Consider the following 15,891-nt stretch of genomic DNA (forward strand, 5'->3'; position numbering starts at 1 on the left):
TCTTCGCTGTATCTTGATCGCTTCATTGTCCGTCCCTTCGGTGGGTCGGACTCTAATCGCCGGTGGAGGAAAAATCCCGTGGCAGGTCAACCGCTGCCCGACAAATCTGCACGGAAAGTGAGGCAGATCCAATATTGCACGCCTAGAGGGGTCAGCTTTGTGAGCCGCTTGACAGCCACTGGTTCGACACCAGTCCCTTCACTGAAGAGGCCCGCCGCGATACTCAGCGAGATCCGACGTAGGTTGCCGCATTGCTGATTTCCATCGAGCCGCGAACCGGTTCCGGTGCGACCTCATGAAATAAATCCCACCTTATTGGATTTTTTTCATTGGCGTTTGACGATTCGTCCCGGCGCTTTTTATTTCTTGCACTGTGCAACATGCATCATGTTGCGAGATTAATTTCAGGGGTTGGCGGGGAGGCCGACCTTCATGGCGCTGCGGCCATCCCGCAGATAGGGAGGATAATATGAAAAGCACGACTTGGGCGGGGCGCCTTGCCACCGCCACGGCAGCGTCTTGCCTGATGGTTGCGGGCACGGCCCAGGCTCAGGACACCTTGCGATGCGCCCCGGGCGAAACCTATGTGATGAACGTCATGGTCTCGGCCCACCCCTATTGGGTGCCGGTCTATCAGGGCTTCAAGCAGGCCGCGTCTGCCTTTGGCTGCGAGACCGTGCTCTCGGGCACGCCTGATTACGACATCACCAAGCAGATCGCTTCCTTCGATCAGGATCTGGTCAAGCAGCCCGCCGGGATCCTGCTGCATCCGATGCAGTCCGACCCGTTCATCGAGCCGATCAACCGCGCCATCGACAGCGGGATCGACGTCGTGACCTTCGCCGCAGATAGCCCGCTGTCGAAGCGCACGGCCTATGTCACCTCGGACAATCTGGCAGAGGCCAAATTCGCCGCGGAAGAGATCGTGAAGCAGGTGGGCGACAGCGCCGAATATGCCGTTCTTGAAAACCCTGGCCAATCGAACCATGACCTGCGGGTGACGGCGCTGATCGCCTATATGGAGCAGCACTATCCGAACATGAAGCTTGTCGGTCGGCAGGCCTCGAACCAGGATGCGACCGCCGCATATCGGGCCACCGCCGCGATCCTGCAGGCCAATCCGAAGCTTGCCGCGATCTGGATACCCGAGGCGGGCTCGGCCGAGGGCGCGGTGACCGCCATCCTCGAGGCGAAGGCCGATGTGCTGGTGATGCATGCAGACATCACCCCCGCGACGCTGGAGCATATCAAGGCGGGCAACATCCACATGGCGCTGAATCCGAACCAGGGCATCCAAGGCTATATGGGGTTCATGGCCGTGTTCCTTGCGGCGCATCACGATGGCTTCGATCCCTTCAACGACTACAAGGTCTCGGGCTACAATCCGATGCAGATCCCCTTCATCGACAATGGTTTCGCAGTCATCACCAAGGCCAATGCCGACAGCTTCGACCTGAACGCCTACATGCAGGGCCGCGACCCCGGCTGACATAAACGCGCCCTCTGGCCGCCCGTCCGCCACCGGGCGGCCATTTCCGCAAAGCCACGAGCGTTTGATGACCGAGACACCCATCCTTGAAGTCAGGGGCGTGACCAAGAGCTTTGGTCCGATCCACGCGCTGCGAGGCGTCGATTTCCGCCTGATGGCGGGCGAGATCCACGCCCTGGCCGGCGAGAATGGCGCGGGGAAATCCACCCTGATGAACATCATCGACGGCATCCTGCAGCCCAACGGGGGTGAGATCTTCTGGCAGGGCCGCCCGGTCCGCATCCCATCGCCCACCGCCGCACAGGCGCTTGGCATCGGCTTCGTCCATCAGGAGATCGCACTTTGCCCCGACGTCTCGGTGGCCGAGAACATCTTCATGGCGGCCACCAATATCAGCCGCGCGCCCTTCATGGACTATCGCGCGCTTGAACGGCGGGCGGGTGAAATCCTGTCTCAGATCTGCGGCATCGATCAGCGCCGGATGGCGGGCGATCTGGCGATTGCCGAACAGCAGTTGGTCGAGATCGCCAAGGCGCTGACGCTGGACTGCAAGGTGTTGATCCTGGACGAGCCGACCGCTGCGCTGACCAACCGCGAGGCCGAGGCGCTGTTCCGCATCATGCGCCGCCTGGCCGACCGCGGCATCGCGATCATCTTCATCTCGCATCGAATGGCCGAGGTGTTTGAGAATTGCGACCGCGTGACGGTATTCCGGGACGGGCAATACATCGCCACGATGAACATCGCCGACATCACCCCCGACGATGTGGTCAAGGCCATGGTCGGCCGGGTGATCGGGGATCTTTATCCGCCCAAAGCGCGCGCCGGCAGCATCAGCGAGCAGGCTGTGCTGGAAGTCAGTGGCCTGACCGACGGGTGCCGGTTCCACGACGTTTCGTTCCGCCTGCGCAAGGGCGAGATCCTTGGCATCGGCGGTTTGATCGGCGCGGGCCGCAGCGAGATCGTTCGCGGCATCTGCCGGCTGGAGGGCGAGGTTCAAGGCGAGATTGCGCTGGACGGCCGCCCGCTGGCGCTGCGCGACTATCGCGACAGCATCCGAGCGGGCCTTGTTTACCTGTCCGAGGATCGCAAGGGGGATGGCGTCTTTCTGGACATGTCGATCGCCGCGAATGTCTCGGCCCTTGACATCAGCCGTGTGGCGAGCCGCGCCGGGCTGATCTCGGAAGCGCGCGAGCGGGCACAGGCGGACGAACTTGGCCGCAGGCTGAACCTGAAATGCGACCAGCTTTCCGACCCGGTCGCCTCGCTTTCCGGCGGCAACCAGCAGAAGGTCGCGATCGCCAAGATGCTGACGGTCGGCCCGAAGGTGATCTTTCTCGACGAGCCGACACGCGGCGTCGACGTGGGCGCGAAGGCCGAGATTCATCGCATCCTGCGCGATCTCGCCGGGAAAGGCACCGGGATCGTCGTAATCTCGTCCGAAATGCCCGAGCTGATCGGGCTTTGCGACCGGGTAATCGTGGTCTGCGAAGGCCGCATTACCGGCGAGGTCGAGGGCGAGCGGATGACCGAGGAAAACATCATGCAACTTGCCTCAGCCGCCTTGCCGCGCGGACGGGTGGCCTGAGGGGGAGGCGCGACATGGAGAACTCGATGAAACTGGCAGGCACCGACCGGACCCGGAGCACGGGTCTGGCAAGGCTGCTGAAAATGCGCGAGACCGGGCTGATCGCGATCATTCTGGTGCTGTTTGTGGCGATGTCCTTCGCCTCGCCCTATTTCCTGACCTGGGTCAACATCCGGGCCATGGTCATGGCTTTCGCGGTCGAGGGGATCGTCGTCGTCGGCATGACGGTCCTTCTGATCTCGGGCGGGATCGACCTTTCGGTGGGCTCGGTCACGGCGCTGGCCATGGTGATCGCGGGGCTGTTGTTTCTGAACGGGGTCGACCCCTGGCTTGCCTCGGCCATCGCCATCGCGGCCTGCACCGGGATCGGCGCGCTGATGGGATTTTTTGTGACCAGGATCGGCTTGCACCATTTCATCGTCTCACTGGCAGTGATGGTGATCGCGCGCGGGCTATGCCTGCTGGGCACCGGGGGACGTCCGCTTGGCCTCTACACCTTGCCCGAAAGCTTCAAGTTCATCGGGCAGGGCTCGATCGGACCGATCCCGGTGGTCATCCTGATCTTTGTCGTGGTCGTGGTGGTCTTCGACTTCCTGCTGCGCCGCTCGACCCCGTTCCGCCGTGTGTTCTATACCGGCTCCAACGAAAAGGCCGCCGCCTATTCCGGCATCCGCACCAAGAAGGTGATCTTCCTGACGACCACGTTATGCTCGGCGCTGAGCGGGGTGGCGGGGGTGATCTACATGGCGCGCTTCGGCTCGGCCCAGCCGACCTTCGGCACCGGGATGGAGCTGAACGTGATCGCCGCTGCCGTGATCGGCGGGGCCAGTCTCAAGGGGGGATCGGGCACCATCCTTGGCGCGATCCTTGGCGCGGTGCTGCTTTCGGTGGTCTCAAGCTCGCTCGCACTGCTTGATGTGTCGGTCTATTGGCAGGACATCATCCGCGGCTCGATCCTGCTCGCTGCGGTGACGGTCGATCACTACCTGAACAAGAAACGCGGCTAGGGGGCAAGGTGATGGTCGACACGCTGCTTGACTATGCGCTGGCTCGGCAGATCCAGACGGTTCTGGTGATGCATTTCATCGAAGGCATGAAGCAGTCCAAGATTTCCGAACGCTTGAACCTGTCCACCTCCAAGGTGAACCGGCTGATCGCGCAGGGCCGCAAGCTGGGCATGGTCCAGATCGAGATCAGCAGCCCGTGGCAGCGGCTGACCGACCTTGAAAGGCGGCTGGTGGCCGCAAGTCGCCTGCGTTCCGCCGTAGTGACGCCGACCCTGTCCGATAAACCCGACACCCAGCTTGGGCAGGTCGGCGGGGCGGCGGCGAACCTGTTGGTCGAAACGCTGCGAGACGGCGATGTGGTGGCGATCACCGGCGGCAAGGCGATCTCGGCCGTGGTCGAGAAGCTGTCGCCCGAACGCTCGCTGGACGTGACCGTGGTGCCGCTGACCGGGGGGGTGCAAGGCAAGTATTACACCGACGTCAACCACCTTGTGTCGCGTATGGCCGAGCGGTTGGGTGGGCGCGCGATGCTGGTTCATGCCCCGCTCTTGGCCGAGAACCGCGAGCAGCGCGAGATGCTATGCGCCATGCATCCGGTGCGGGAGGTGTTCGAACTGGCCCGCCGCGCCAATGTGGTGCTGACCGGCATCGGCTCGATCGCGCCACGCGGGTCGAGCTATTACGACCTGGCGCCGCTGAGCGAGGCCGACGGCAAGGCCCTGGTCAATCTGGGGGTGGGGGCCGAGTTCATGGCCTATCTGATCGGCCAGAACGGCCGGGTGGCGGATTATGCGCTGAATTCGCGTCTGGTCGCGGTGCATCCGTCCGAGCTGGCCTCGTGCAGGCAGGTGATCGGGGTCGCGAGCGGCGCACAAAAAGTCGACCCGATCCGCGCAGTACTGCGGGGCGGGTTCCTGAGCACATTGGTGACGGATGAGCGCACGGTCGAGGCCGTGGTGGCGAGACTGGAAGGAGAGGTTCATGTCGCATGACATGCTGACGCGCCCGATCGGGGGATCCGGGATCACGGCCTCGGTCATCGGACTGGGCACCTGGGCGATAGGCGGCTGGATGTGGGGCGGCACCGACCGCGCCGCATCCATCGCGGCCATCCAGGCGGCGATCGACGAGGGGGTAAGCCTGATCGACACCGCCCCGGCCTACGGTCAGGGCGTGGCCGAGGAGATCGTCGGCGAGGCTTTGCAGGGCCGCCGCGACAAGGTCGTCTTGGCGACGAAATGTGGCCTGATCTGGCACGCGCGCCAAGGCAACCACTTCTTCGACTACGACGGCCAACCCGTGCATCGCCACCTTGGCCGCGCCTCGATCATCCATGAGGTCGAGCAGAGCCTGCGCCGCCTGCGGACCGATTGCATCGACCACTACATCACCCATTGGCAAGATCCGACCACGCCGGTCGAGGAAACCATGGCCGCGCTGGAGGAGCTGAAGCGCGCGGGCAAGATCCGCTCGATCGGGGCCAGCAATTGCTCGGTGTCGGATGTGCGGGCCTATCTGGGGGCGGGACAGCTTGACGCCGTGCAGGAGGAGTATTCGATGCTGAAGCGCGACATCGAAGACACGCTGCTGCCGGTCTGCCTGCAGGCGGGCGTCTCGGTCCTCAGCTATTCCTCGCTGGCGCTTGGTCTCTTGTCCGGGCGGATCGGTCCGGATCGGGTGTTTTCGGGCGATGACCAGCGCAAGGACAATCCGCGCTTCTCGCCGGAGAACCGCCGCAGGGTGGCGGCGCTGATGGAGGAGATCGCCCCCGTCGCCCGCGGTCATTCGGCGACGCTGGCGCAGGTGGTGATCGCCTGGACCGCGCAGCAGCCGGGCATCACCTTCGCACTTTGCGGGGCGCGCAATCCCGAACAGACGCGCGAGAATGCCGCGGCGGGCCGCCTGCGGCTGACCTCCGCCGATCTGCAAACGATCTCCGATGCGGCGAGGCGCCACCTGACCACGCTCAACGCCTGAGCCAGTCCCGAAGACCAGTTTCAATGCCGCCGGAGCCGCTTCCGGCGAATGGATGAGCCATGTCCAGAACCCGAGCCGACGAGATCGAGAGCCTGCGCCGCGACAGCGATTTCGATGTGCTGGTCGTCGGCGGCGGCATCAACGGGATCGGCGTGTTCCGCGAACTTGCCTTGCAGGGACTGCGGGTGCTGCTGGTCGAGCGCGAGGATTTCTGCTCGGGCTGCTCGGCAGCGCCGTCCCGCATGATCCACGGCGGGTTGCGCTATCTTGAAAATGGAGAGGTGGGTCTTGTCCGGGAATCCCTTGCAGAACGGGACAACCTGCTGCGCAATGCCCCCCATCTGGTCCATCCGCTGCCGACGACCGTGCCAGTGGCCTCGCGGTTCAGCGGGCTGTCGAACGCCGTTGCCGGGATCTTCGGCGGCAAGGGAAAGCCAGCCCCGCGCGGCATCGTTCCGGTCCGGCTGGGGCTGATGCTTTATGACCTGATCACCCGCCGCAATCGGCTGCTGCCCCGGCACCGCGCCCATTCCGCGGTCGAGACGCGCCGCCTGTGGCCCGAACTTACGCCGGAGGCGCGTTGGTCGGCCACGTATCACGACGCCTGGATTTCGCATCCCGAAAGGCTGGGAATCGAACTGATCCTCGACACCGCAAGGGACGCGCCGCAATCGGTCGCCCTGAACTATGCCAGCGTCGCGCCGGGCGCGCCGGGCTTTATCCTGACCGATGGCGAAAGCGGCGCATCGCTGCCGTTCACCGCCCGGCTTGTCGTCAATGCAACCGGGGCCTGGCTTGACCGGACCATCGCCGAACTGGGCGGGCGGCAGGACGGGCCGCTGGTTTCAGGGACCAAGGGCTCGCACCTGATCCTCGACAATCCGGCGCTGTTCAGCGCGCTGAACGGTCACATGATCTATTTCGAGAATGCCGATGGCCGGGTGTGCATCACCTTTCCCTATTTGGGACGGGTGCTGGCGGGATCGACCGACATCCGCGTCGACCGCCCCGGCCGCACGCGCTGCGACGAGGCCGAGGCCGAGTATATCCTCGCCTCGCTGCGCCTGATCTTTCCGGGGATCGCGCTGGGTCCTGGGCAGATTGTCTTCAGCTATTCCGGCATCCGCCCGCTGCCCACCAGCAACCACGACTTCACCGGCCGCATCTCGCGCGGGCATTTCATCCGCCGGATTGCGGGCAAAGTGCCGCAGATTTGCATGGTGGGGGGGAAATGGACGACCTTCCGCGCCTTTGCTGAGCAGGTCGCGGATGAGGTGCTGGCCGAACTGCGCCAGCCCCGGCGGCAGCCCACGCAAGACCTTTCCATCGGCGGCGGCCGCGATCATCCGGGGGCGGAGCGGCTTGCGCGGGCCCTGCAGGAGGAATTCGCCATTCCCGCCCCCCGGGCCCAGCGTCTGGCCGCCGTCTATGGCACGCGGGCGCGCGATCTGCTGGCGCATTGCCGCGACGATGACCCGCTGGCTCCAAACTGCCCGCTGAGCCGCGCCGAGGTCGTCTGGATCGCGGCGCAGGAACGGCTGGAACACCTTTCGGACCTGGTCCTGCGCCGCAGCGATCTTGCGATCACCGGCGTGCTTGACGCGCGCATGATCGACGCCGCTGCGGGTGTGCTCGCCGAGGCGAAGGGGTGGGACGCCCCTCGCCGCGCCGCCGAGGTCGCGGCGATCATAGATGAACTGGCGCGCTTTCATGGCGTGTCCCATGCAACTTTGACCGAACGAAGCGAAAGGAACCTGACACCATGCGTCTCAGCCCAAAGGCCCGCATGAACCGGATGTTCACCAATGGCCGCTGCCTTGACGTGGCGCTGGACCACGGTGTCTGCAACGAACCCGGCTTCCTGATCGGGCTGGAAAACATGGGGGGCGTCGTCGATGCACTGATCGGCGCCCGGCCCGACGCTATCCAGATGGCCTATGGACAGGCCGACCTGCTGCAAGCGCGCCCCGAAAGGGACAAGCCCGCGCTGGTCATGCGCATCGACATGGGCAATCCCTATAATGCACAGCGCCACCGGGTGATGTGGTCGATGCTGCAAAACGCCGAGGAGCCGATCATCGGAGCGCTGGAGATGGATGCGGCCTGCGTGGTTGTGAATTTGTTCATGCTGCCGGATGAACCCGAACTGTTCCGCCAGTGCGTCGGGAACATCAGCCGCGTGCGCGCCGCCTGCCACCACTACGGCATGCCGCTGATGATCGAGCCGCTGGTGATGTTGCCGAATGACATTCGGGGCGGCTATCAGGTCGATGGCGATGCGGAACGGATCGTGACGCTGGTGCGGCTCGCCTCCGAGATGGGTGCGGATATCATCAAGGCAGATCCGACCGACGACCCCGAGGCCTTTCACCGCGTGGTGGAAACAGCGCGGGTTCCCGTGCTGGTGCGCGGTGGCGGGAAAGAGGACCTGCGCGCTGTCTTGGACAAGTCCGCGCGGCTGATGGGGCAGGGGGCGCATGGCATGGTCTATGGTCGAAACATTTATCAGCACGACAACCCAAAGGCGATCGTGGCGGCCGTGATGGCGATCATCCATCACGGTGCCAGTGGCGAGGAAGCATGGGAGATCTACAAGAATGGCTGAGGGTATGCGTTATCTTCTGGGTCTCGATGCCGGAAACACCGTCATCAAGGCCGTGCTTTTCGACCTGACCGGCCAGCAAGTCGCGATGAGCGCGATGGACGGCCAGTCCTCGCGCCCCGCGCCGGGTTTCGTCGAGCGCGATCTGGACGAACTCTGGTCGAATGCCCGCAAGGTGATCCGCGATTGCCTGCATCAGTCGGGGATTGCGCCGGGTCAAGTCGCGGCGATCGGCTGCGCCGGGCATGGCAACGGGCTTTACCTGATCGACGCCGCGGGAGAGGCGCTGCTGGGGGTGCAGTCGCTCGATACGCGCGCGGCGGGCATGGCGGCGGAATTGACCGCGCAAGGCGATGCTTTCCACGCCATCGCGCTGCAAAAGCCGTGGCCGGCGCAGACGCCGACCCTGCTCGCTTGGGTCAAGCGTCACCGCCCCGAGGTCTTTGCCCGTGCTGCCACGCTGATGATGAGCAAGGATTTCATCAATTTCCGCCTGACCGGCGAGCGCACCGGCGACATTTCGGACATGTCCGGCGCGGGTCTGCTGCGGCTGCCGGAATGCCGCTATGACGAAAGCCTGATGGCGCTTTACGGGCTGGCTGACGCCATGGCGATGCTGCCCCGGCTGGTTGGGCCCAGCGACATCGCCGGGCGGGTCAGTGCAACGGCGGCGCAGGAGACCGGCCTTGCCGAGGGGACGCCGGTCATAGGCGGCTTTTTCGATGTCGTCTCCTCGGCCCTGGGGGCGGGGTCGGTGCGGGCGGGCTCCGCCTCGATTATTGCCGGAAGTTGGGGAATCAATCAGGTGTTTTCGCCGCACCCGGCGATCAATCCTGATGTCTTCATGGTCGCGTGTTTCGGGCCGGGGCGGTTCGTCAACATCGAATCCAGTGCAACCTCGGCCGCCAATCTGGAATGGTATGTTCGCGAATTCCTTGAACGCGGCGGCCATCACGACGATCCGTTCGGTTATTGCAACACCCTGATCGCCGGGGTGACCCCGAGGGACGACGGCCCGTTCTTTCACCCATTCCTCTACGGCTCGGGGCAGGGGGCCGCGTTCCGCGCCGGCTTCTACGGAATCGCCGGCTGGCATGGCGAAGCGCATCTGCTGCGCGCATTGTTCGAGGGCGTGATGTTCGAGCACCGCCGTCATATCGGCGTCTTGCGCGGCGCGGGCCTTGCCGTGGCTGCGGCGACGCTAACGGGGGGTGGCTCGCGCAGCCCGGTCTGGCCGCAGATGTTCGCAGACGGGCTGAACCTGCCGGTGACCGTGGCCGCCGCCCGCGAAACGGGCGCGCTTGGCGCGGCGATCGGGGCGGGCGTGGGGGCAGGCCTGTTTTCGGATTATGAGGCTGGCGCCGCCGCGATGTCCTCGGCCGTCACCCGCTATGTTCCCGATCCGACGCTGGTCGCGCATTATGACCGACGCTATTGCCGCTATCTCGACCTGACCTCGCGCATGCGCGGTTTCTGGTCCGGCGAGTGAGCAGAGGGGACGCACCCTGGCCAACCACCCGCGCAGAGAGGTGGCCGCAAGTATTCGGACCAGCAGTTGATTGGTCTCCTGCAGAGGTTGGGGAGCAGCGCAGGATGCCGATGATCCGTTCATCGCTGAATTGGTCCGCTTCAACACACGCAGGCCACATGTACCGCCACGCGTCCTCTGCCGTCATGGGTCTGGTGGCGGCAACCGGCACCTGCGCAATGGGATTATGTGCAGGACCGGCTCGCGGGCCTGGACAACCTGTTATTCCATCAGAAGATCCGCCGCCCGTTCGGCAATCATGATGGTGGCCGCGTTGGTATTGGCCGAAACCAAGCGGGGCATGACCGAGCTGTCGCATACCCGCAGCCGATCGATGCCGCGCAGACGTAACTGCGGATCGACCACGGCGTCGTCACTCCCCCCCATCCGGCAGGTGCCGACCGGGTGATACGAGGTGCGCGCGTGCTGGCGGGCGAATTCCTGATATTCAGACTGTGTGCGCACCTGCAGGCCGGGCAGATGAATGTCGCGCAGATAGCGGCGGAACGAAGGTTGGGACAGAATGTCCTGGCACATCCTGATCCCGTCAACGGCGCGGTCCAGGTCGTAGGGATCGGCGAATGAATTCGGATCGATACGCGGCGCGGCGCCGGGATCGGCCGAGGCCAGCGTCACGCTGCCGCGCGAGCGCGGACGAAGGTGATAGGAGTTCAGCGTGCAACCATGTCCGCCGGGAACGGTGCCGATGCCCTCCTCGATTCCCGCGCCGGGCAGGAAGTGCATCTGGATGTCGGGTGTGGTCTCGTTCCGGTCGCCCCACCAATAGCCGCCCGCCTCGACGATGTTGGACGCGACGGGACCTTTGCGGAACAGCGCATATTCCAGACCGGCCGCCACCTGCCAGTGCCGCCTTTTGTACCGATCGATGCCGAAGGGGCCGCGCAGTGCTCCGATGACGTCAACGGCGGTGTGATCCTGCAGGTTCTGGCCGACCTGCGGCAGATCGCGCAGGACATCAATGCCGTGCGCCCGCAGGTGATCGGCCGGCCCGAGCCCCGACAGCATCAGCAGCTTGGGCGAGCCGATTGCACCCGCAGTCAGGATCACCTCGCGTTCGGCACGGACCAGCGTCGGTCGGCCGTTTTCAAGTATCTCGACACCGATGGCGCAGCCGTTCTGGACCATGATGCGCAGAATCGTCGTATCCGTGCGCACTTCCAGATTCGGGCGCGACGCAGCGGGATGCAGGTAGGCGGTCGCGGTACTGCTGCGGCGGCCATTCCGGGTCGTGGTCTGGTAAAAGCCGATGCCTTCCTGCCGACCGTTGTTGAAATCGGCGTTGAAGGGCAGCCCCGCATCCTGACCCGCCTGCACGAAGGCGCGGGTCAGGGGGTGTGGCGTTTGAGAACTGACCCCAAGCGGGCCGTCGCTTCCGTGACAGTCGCCACCGAAAGTGTCGTTGCCCTCGGCCTTGCGGAAATAGGGCAGGACATCGGCATAGCCCCAGCCCATGCAGCCTTCGCTGTCGCGCCAATCGTTGAAATCCTCGGGACTGCCGCGGGTATAGACCTGGGCATTGATCGAACTGCCCCCCCCCAGAACCCTTGCCTGCGGATAGACCAGTTGCCGCCCACCGATCTGGCGGCCTGCCTCGGTCCGGTAGCCCCAGATCAACCGACCGGCGGTCATCTTGAAGAAACCTACAGGCAGATGGATGTAGGGATTTCGGTCACGCGGCCCAGCTTCGATCAAAAGAACCGAGATGTCCGGGTTTTTGCTGAGTCGCGCGGCCAGGACGCATCCCGCCGAGCCGCCACCGATGATGATGTAGTCGGGCAACCTTACTCCTCCATCCTGCCAGCAAATCCCCGGAATATCTTGGATTTCGGCCGATCATGACCGCGGGGTTCGCGCTCACAATCTGAATTCTCTTGCCCGGCGTCAAGACAGTGAGTAGCGTTGTAACTTGAAGGGTTGTCATACAACAGTGCAATAGCAAAGTCCGATTTTGTCGATCAGTGGGAGGATCTCGAATGTCAGACCAGACGCATTTCCGGGGCATCGCGCGCCGGTCATTCCTTGCGACCATCGCCGGAGGCGTGACGGTTGCCGCGCTGCCGCGCCGCCTGCTTGCGGCCGAGCAACCGACGCTTGTGACGTCGATCCGGTCCTTGTCCAACCCCTATCATGCGGTCTGGAAAACGGGCGCCGACGCCTTTGCCGCCAGCATCGGCCTGAACCACGTCACGCTGGTGTCCGAGGGCAACAGCGAAAAGGGCATTGCCGACATCAAGGCGATGCTCGCCAAGACGGGCGGCAACATGGTCCTCAACTCTGACCCGAACGACACGCCCGATGCCCGCCCCATCGTCGAGGCCTGCGCCGCAGCCGGGGCCAGCGTGGTGACGCAATGGAACAAGCCGACCGACCTGCATCCGCGCGACTTCAATCCATTCTATGTCTCGCATATCGAGTTCGACGGCATCGCCAGCGGCAAGCAGATCGCCGAGATCCTGTTCAAGTCGATTGGTGGATCGGGGGGGATCATCGCGCTTGGTGGCCAGATATCGAACACCGCCGCGATCGAACGCAAGACCGGGCTGGAGCAGGCGTTGGCCGCGAATTCCGGGATCGAGTTGCTGGATTTCCAGGTCGCCAACTGGAAATCCGGCGAGGCTTATGACCTGACCAGCAACCTGCTGACCCGCTTCGGGGACGACGTTAAAGGCATCTGGGCCGCGAATGACGACATGGGGACCGGTGCATTGGAAGCTCTTCGGGCCGAGGGGCTGGCGGGGAAGGTGCCGGTCGTCGGAGTGGACGGGATCAAGGCTGCGGTCGACGCCGTGCGGGCGGGCGAGTTTGCCTGCACCGTGACCTCGGATCCGTTCTGGCAGGGCGGCATGGGTCTGGCGATCGGCCTCGCGGCGCATCAGAAGAAATTCGACCCCGCCGCCGAGCCGCCGGACCACCGCGAGTTCTATGGCCAGGCCGTCCTGATCTCGAAGGACAATGTCGAGGAATACTACAAGACCAATGTCGAAGCTCAGCCCAAGCTTGACTGGACCGATCTGTGGGGCCGTGTCACCGGGCCCATCCGCAGCGTCTAATCGCATTCGGACTTTTGCTGCGGGCTGATGCTCCGGCCCGCAGCTATCCGGGATAACGCAGGGGAGGCGTGGTTTCCGTTGACCGACAATGTCCAGAAGCTCAAATCCATGACCAAGCTCGACAACACCCGAATGCCGCGCGCGAAGGATGGCCTGTTCGGCGGCCTGAACCGCGCGCGCCTGCGCCGCTGGGCGCCTGCGCTGGTGCTGGTGCTGGTGTGTGCGCTGATCACGCTCGCCAATCCGAACTTCATCGAGCCGCGCAACCTAATTCGCATTGCCAACTCCGCCGCTGTGCCGCTGACGCTGGCGATGGGGCTGACATTCATCATCCTGATGGGCAGCATTGACCTGTCGGTCGAAGGGTCGCTGTCCATCGCCGCCATGGTCACAGTGCTTCTGGCCACCAACGACGCCAACGCCAATTCCTACGGCTGGCTTGCCGTCGTCGCGGCCATTGCGGCAAGCACGGCGATGGGGGCCTTTACCGGCACGATCCAGACGTTCCTGCGCATCCCGTCCTTCATGGCGACGCTGGGCATCTGGTTCATCGGGCTGGGCATCTCGGTCTATATGCTGGGCGGGTCTGCGGTGCGGCTAATGGACCCGGCGATCCGCGATCTGGCGCTGGCACGGTTTCTGGGCTTTCCGCTGTCTGTCTGGATTGCGCTGGCCGCCTTCCTGCTAGCCTGCGGGATCCAGTATTACAGCCGCCTTGGCCGTCACATCCTTGCGATCGGCGGCGGTGAAGAGGTTGCGGAACTGTCCGGCATCAACCTGCGCCGCGTTCGGATCATGGCCTTTGCCCTGGCCGGCTTCTTCTTCGGGGTGGCTGGCGTGCTGGCCGCCGCGCAGCTTGGCAGATCCGATGCAGTGATCGCAGACGGCCGTCTTTTCGCGGCCGTCACCGCTGTGGTCGTCGGCGGCACCGCCCTGACCGGGGGCGAAGGCGGGGTGGTGAACACCCTGATCGGCGTTTTGATTGTCACCATCCTTGGGAATGGCATGATCCTGTTGGGCGTGTCTCCCTATGTGCAGCAATCGGTGCAGGGGTTGCTGATCATCGCGGCGGTCGCGCTGTCGCTTGATCGCCTGCGCCTTCAGATCGTGAAGTGACCGCAATGCTGACAGCCAACAAGATCTGCAAATCCTTCGCCGGGGTGCCGGCCCTGAAGAACGTCTCTATCGAGGTCAGGCCGAAAGAGGTCGTGGGCTTGATCGGCGAGAATGGCGCCGGAAAATCGACCTTGATGCGGATTCTTTCCGGGACGCATCAGCCCGATGGCGGCACTTTGATGCTGGATCAGAAGCCGCTGCGGCTGCGCCATGCCGCCGACTCTGCCGCGCATGGCATCGGCATGGTCTTTCAGGAGCAATCACTGCTGCTGAACCTGTCCGTGGCCGAGAACATCTATCTGGGGCAAGAGGACCAGTTCGTCCGCTTCGGGGTGTTGAACTGGAAGGCGATGCGCGCCGCCGCCCGCCGCCAACTCGACAAGATCGGGGTCGATATCGATGTTACCGCCCGCAGTTCCGAGCTGACCTTTGCCGCGCGCCAGATGGTCGAGTTGGCCAAGGCGCTGACCCTTGAGGAAACAGTCTCGCGCCCGCTGGTGATCCTGCTGGACGAGCCGACCTCGGTCTTGGGTGCCAGCGACATCAACGTGCTTTTCAACCGGGTCCGGGCGCTGAAATCGCGCGCGAGCTTCATCTTTGTCTCGCACCGTCTGGACGAGGTGCTGGCGATCTCGGACCGGGTCTACACGATGAAGGATGGTGAAGTCGTGGCAGAACATCGGGCCGACAGCGTCAGCGGCCCGGAACTGCACGAAATCATGGTCGGGCGCGGCCTGCAGGCGAGCTATTACAAGGAAGACCGCCAGAAACCGCCGCAGGGAGAAGTCGTCGTCGAAGCCACGGGCATCGGTCACGCGGACCATTTCCAAGGCGTTGACCTGCAGATCCGGGCGGGCGAGATCGTCGGCATCTCGGGCGTCGTCGGCTCGGGTCGCGAGGAGGTGACCCGCGCCATCGGGGGCTTCCTGCCGCATACCGAAGGCACCTTGCGCATCCGGGGAGAGCCCGTCCACCTGCGCTCTCCGGGGGATGCGGTGCGGCGTGGCATCGGCTACGTCCCACGCGAAAGACGGGTCGAAGGGCTGGTCATGTTCCTGTCGGTGGCCGAGAACATCACTCTTGCCGATCTGTCTGCAGTCACGCGCCGGGGTGCGATTGACTACCGACGCGAGCGACGGCTGGCGGCCGACTGGATCAAGCGGCTGAGGATCAAGGCGCCGGGTCCGGACATTGCCTGCCGCAAGCTTTCAGGTGGCAACCAGCAAAAGGTGGTGCTGGCGCGCTGGATGACGGCGGGATCGCGGATCCTGATCCTGGACCATCCGACGCGGGGCCTCGACGTCGGTGCCAAGGAGGAGGTTTACGAACTGGTGCGGCAGCTTTCCGACGAGGGGGTCGCGATCCTGCTGATCTCGGACACTCTGGAGGAGACGATCGGCCTGTCCCATCGGGTTCTGGTCATGCGCGACGGCGCGGTGACTGCGCATTTCGACGCCCCCGCGGGCAACAAGCCGGACCAGGTCGACCTGATCCGCGCCATGGTCTGAGGAGG

General features: G+C 64.4%; 12 protein-coding genes. 11 read left to right on the forward strand and 1 reads right to left on the reverse strand.

Translation table 11 applies throughout. The annotated features are described in order from the left end of the window. The first annotated feature begins 469 nt into the window (after window positions 1-469). From RM190_RS19240 to RM190_RS19275, 8 genes are all read left to right on the forward strand, one after another. Window positions 470-1,489 (forward strand): substrate-binding domain-containing protein, encoded by a 1,020-nt coding sequence (locus RM190_RS19240; protein ID WP_311761092.1) that lies wholly within the window; start codon window positions 470-472, stop codon window positions 1,487-1,489. Window positions 1,490-1,556: 67 nt separating this feature from the next. After that, the gene (locus tag RM190_RS19245) at window positions 1,557-3,077 is read left to right on the forward strand and encodes a sugar ABC transporter ATP-binding protein (RefSeq protein WP_311761093.1); all 1,521 of its coding nucleotides are present in this window, start codon (window positions 1,557-1,559) and stop codon (window positions 3,075-3,077) included. A gap of 26 nt (window positions 3,078-3,103) precedes the next feature. Next, window positions 3,104-4,084, forward strand: coding sequence for an ABC transporter permease (locus tag RM190_RS19250; protein ID WP_311761094.1), 981 nt, complete (start codon window positions 3,104-3,106; stop codon window positions 4,082-4,084). Between the two features lie 11 nt (window positions 4,085-4,095). Next, window positions 4,096-5,076: a sugar-binding transcriptional regulator gene (locus RM190_RS19255; RefSeq protein ID WP_311761095.1), complete on the forward strand. Its 981-nt coding sequence runs from the start codon at window positions 4,096-4,098 to the stop codon at window positions 5,074-5,076. Further along, window positions 5,066-6,061, forward strand: a complete 996-nt coding sequence (locus RM190_RS19260; protein ID WP_311761096.1) for an aldo/keto reductase — start codon at window positions 5,066-5,068, stop codon at window positions 6,059-6,061. The genes RM190_RS19255 and RM190_RS19260 overlap by 11 nt, the downstream gene beginning before the upstream one ends. Window positions 6,062-6,120: 59 nt before the next feature. Beyond that, the gene (locus tag RM190_RS19265; RefSeq protein WP_311761097.1) at window positions 6,121-7,851 is read left to right on the forward strand and encodes a glycerol-3-phosphate dehydrogenase/oxidase; all 1,731 of its coding nucleotides are present in this window, start codon (window positions 6,121-6,123) and stop codon (window positions 7,849-7,851) included. Next, a complete protein-coding gene (locus RM190_RS19270) occupies window positions 7,824-8,666 on the forward strand; it encodes a class I fructose-bisphosphate aldolase (RefSeq protein ID WP_311761098.1) in 843 nt (280 codons plus the stop codon). Before RM190_RS19265 ends, RM190_RS19270 begins: the two co-directional genes overlap by 28 nt. Beyond that, the gene (locus tag RM190_RS19275) at window positions 8,659-10,152 is read left to right on the forward strand and encodes an FGGY-family carbohydrate kinase (protein WP_311761099.1); all 1,494 of its coding nucleotides are present in this window, start codon (window positions 8,659-8,661) and stop codon (window positions 10,150-10,152) included. Before RM190_RS19270 ends, RM190_RS19275 begins: the two co-directional genes overlap by 8 nt. Window positions 10,153-10,413: 261 nt before the next feature. On the opposite strand, the gene RM190_RS19280 is transcribed toward RM190_RS19275, so the two are convergent. Continuing rightward, window positions 10,414-11,991, reverse strand: a complete 1,578-nt coding sequence (locus RM190_RS19280; protein ID WP_311761100.1) for a GMC family oxidoreductase — start codon at window positions 11,989-11,991, stop codon at window positions 10,414-10,416. Between the two features lie 194 nt (window positions 11,992-12,185). Here RM190_RS19280 and RM190_RS19285 point away from each other — a divergent pair, with 194 nt between their 5' ends. The 3 genes from RM190_RS19285 (at window position 12,186) to RM190_RS19295 (ending at window position 15,886) form a co-directional block, all read left to right on the forward strand. Next, window positions 12,186-13,262, forward strand: a complete 1,077-nt coding sequence (locus RM190_RS19285) for a sugar ABC transporter substrate-binding protein (RefSeq protein WP_311761101.1) — start codon at window positions 12,186-12,188, stop codon at window positions 13,260-13,262. 108 nt (window positions 13,263-13,370) lie between these two features. Continuing rightward, window positions 13,371-14,378 (forward strand): ABC transporter permease, encoded by a 1,008-nt coding sequence (locus RM190_RS19290; protein ID WP_311761102.1) that lies wholly within the window; start codon window positions 13,371-13,373, stop codon window positions 14,376-14,378. Window positions 14,379-14,383: 5 nt separating this feature from the next. Beyond that, window positions 14,384-15,886, forward strand: a complete 1,503-nt coding sequence (locus tag RM190_RS19295; RefSeq protein WP_311761103.1) for a sugar ABC transporter ATP-binding protein — start codon at window positions 14,384-14,386, stop codon at window positions 15,884-15,886. Window positions 15,887-15,891 lie beyond the last annotated feature (5 nt).

This window comes from Paracoccus broussonetiae, from assembly GCF_031854425.1.
GTDB lineage: Bacteria > Pseudomonadota > Alphaproteobacteria > Rhodobacterales > Rhodobacteraceae > Paracoccus > Paracoccus broussonetiae.

Bases quoted from the DNA above. Each gene is read 5' to 3' on its own strand.
- RM190_RS19240 (WP_311761092.1), top strand. From the start codon at position 470: ATGAAAAGCACGACTTGGGCGGGGCGCCTTGCCACCGCCACGGCAGCG.
- RM190_RS19245 (WP_311761093.1), top strand. From the start codon at position 1,557: ATGACCGAGACACCCATCCTTGAAGTCAGGGGCGTGACCAAGAGCTTT.
- RM190_RS19250 (WP_311761094.1), top strand. From the start codon at position 3,104: ATGAAACTGGCAGGCACCGACCGGACCCGGAGCACGGGTCTGGCAAGG.
- RM190_RS19255 (WP_311761095.1), top strand. From the start codon at position 4,096: ATGGTCGACACGCTGCTTGACTATGCGCTGGCTCGGCAGATCCAGACG.
- RM190_RS19260 (WP_311761096.1), top strand. From the start codon at position 5,066: ATGTCGCATGACATGCTGACGCGCCCGATCGGGGGATCCGGGATCACG.
- RM190_RS19265 (WP_311761097.1), top strand. From the start codon at position 6,121: ATGTCCAGAACCCGAGCCGACGAGATCGAGAGCCTGCGCCGCGACAGC.
- RM190_RS19270 (WP_311761098.1), top strand. From the start codon at position 7,824: ATGCGTCTCAGCCCAAAGGCCCGCATGAACCGGATGTTCACCAATGGC.
- RM190_RS19275 (WP_311761099.1), top strand. From the start codon at position 8,659: ATGGCTGAGGGTATGCGTTATCTTCTGGGTCTCGATGCCGGAAACACC.
- RM190_RS19285 (WP_311761101.1), top strand. From the start codon at position 12,186: ATGTCAGACCAGACGCATTTCCGGGGCATCGCGCGCCGGTCATTCCTT.
- RM190_RS19290 (WP_311761102.1), top strand. From the start codon at position 13,371: ATGACCAAGCTCGACAACACCCGAATGCCGCGCGCGAAGGATGGCCTG.
- RM190_RS19295 (WP_311761103.1), top strand. From the start codon at position 14,384: ATGCTGACAGCCAACAAGATCTGCAAATCCTTCGCCGGGGTGCCGGCC.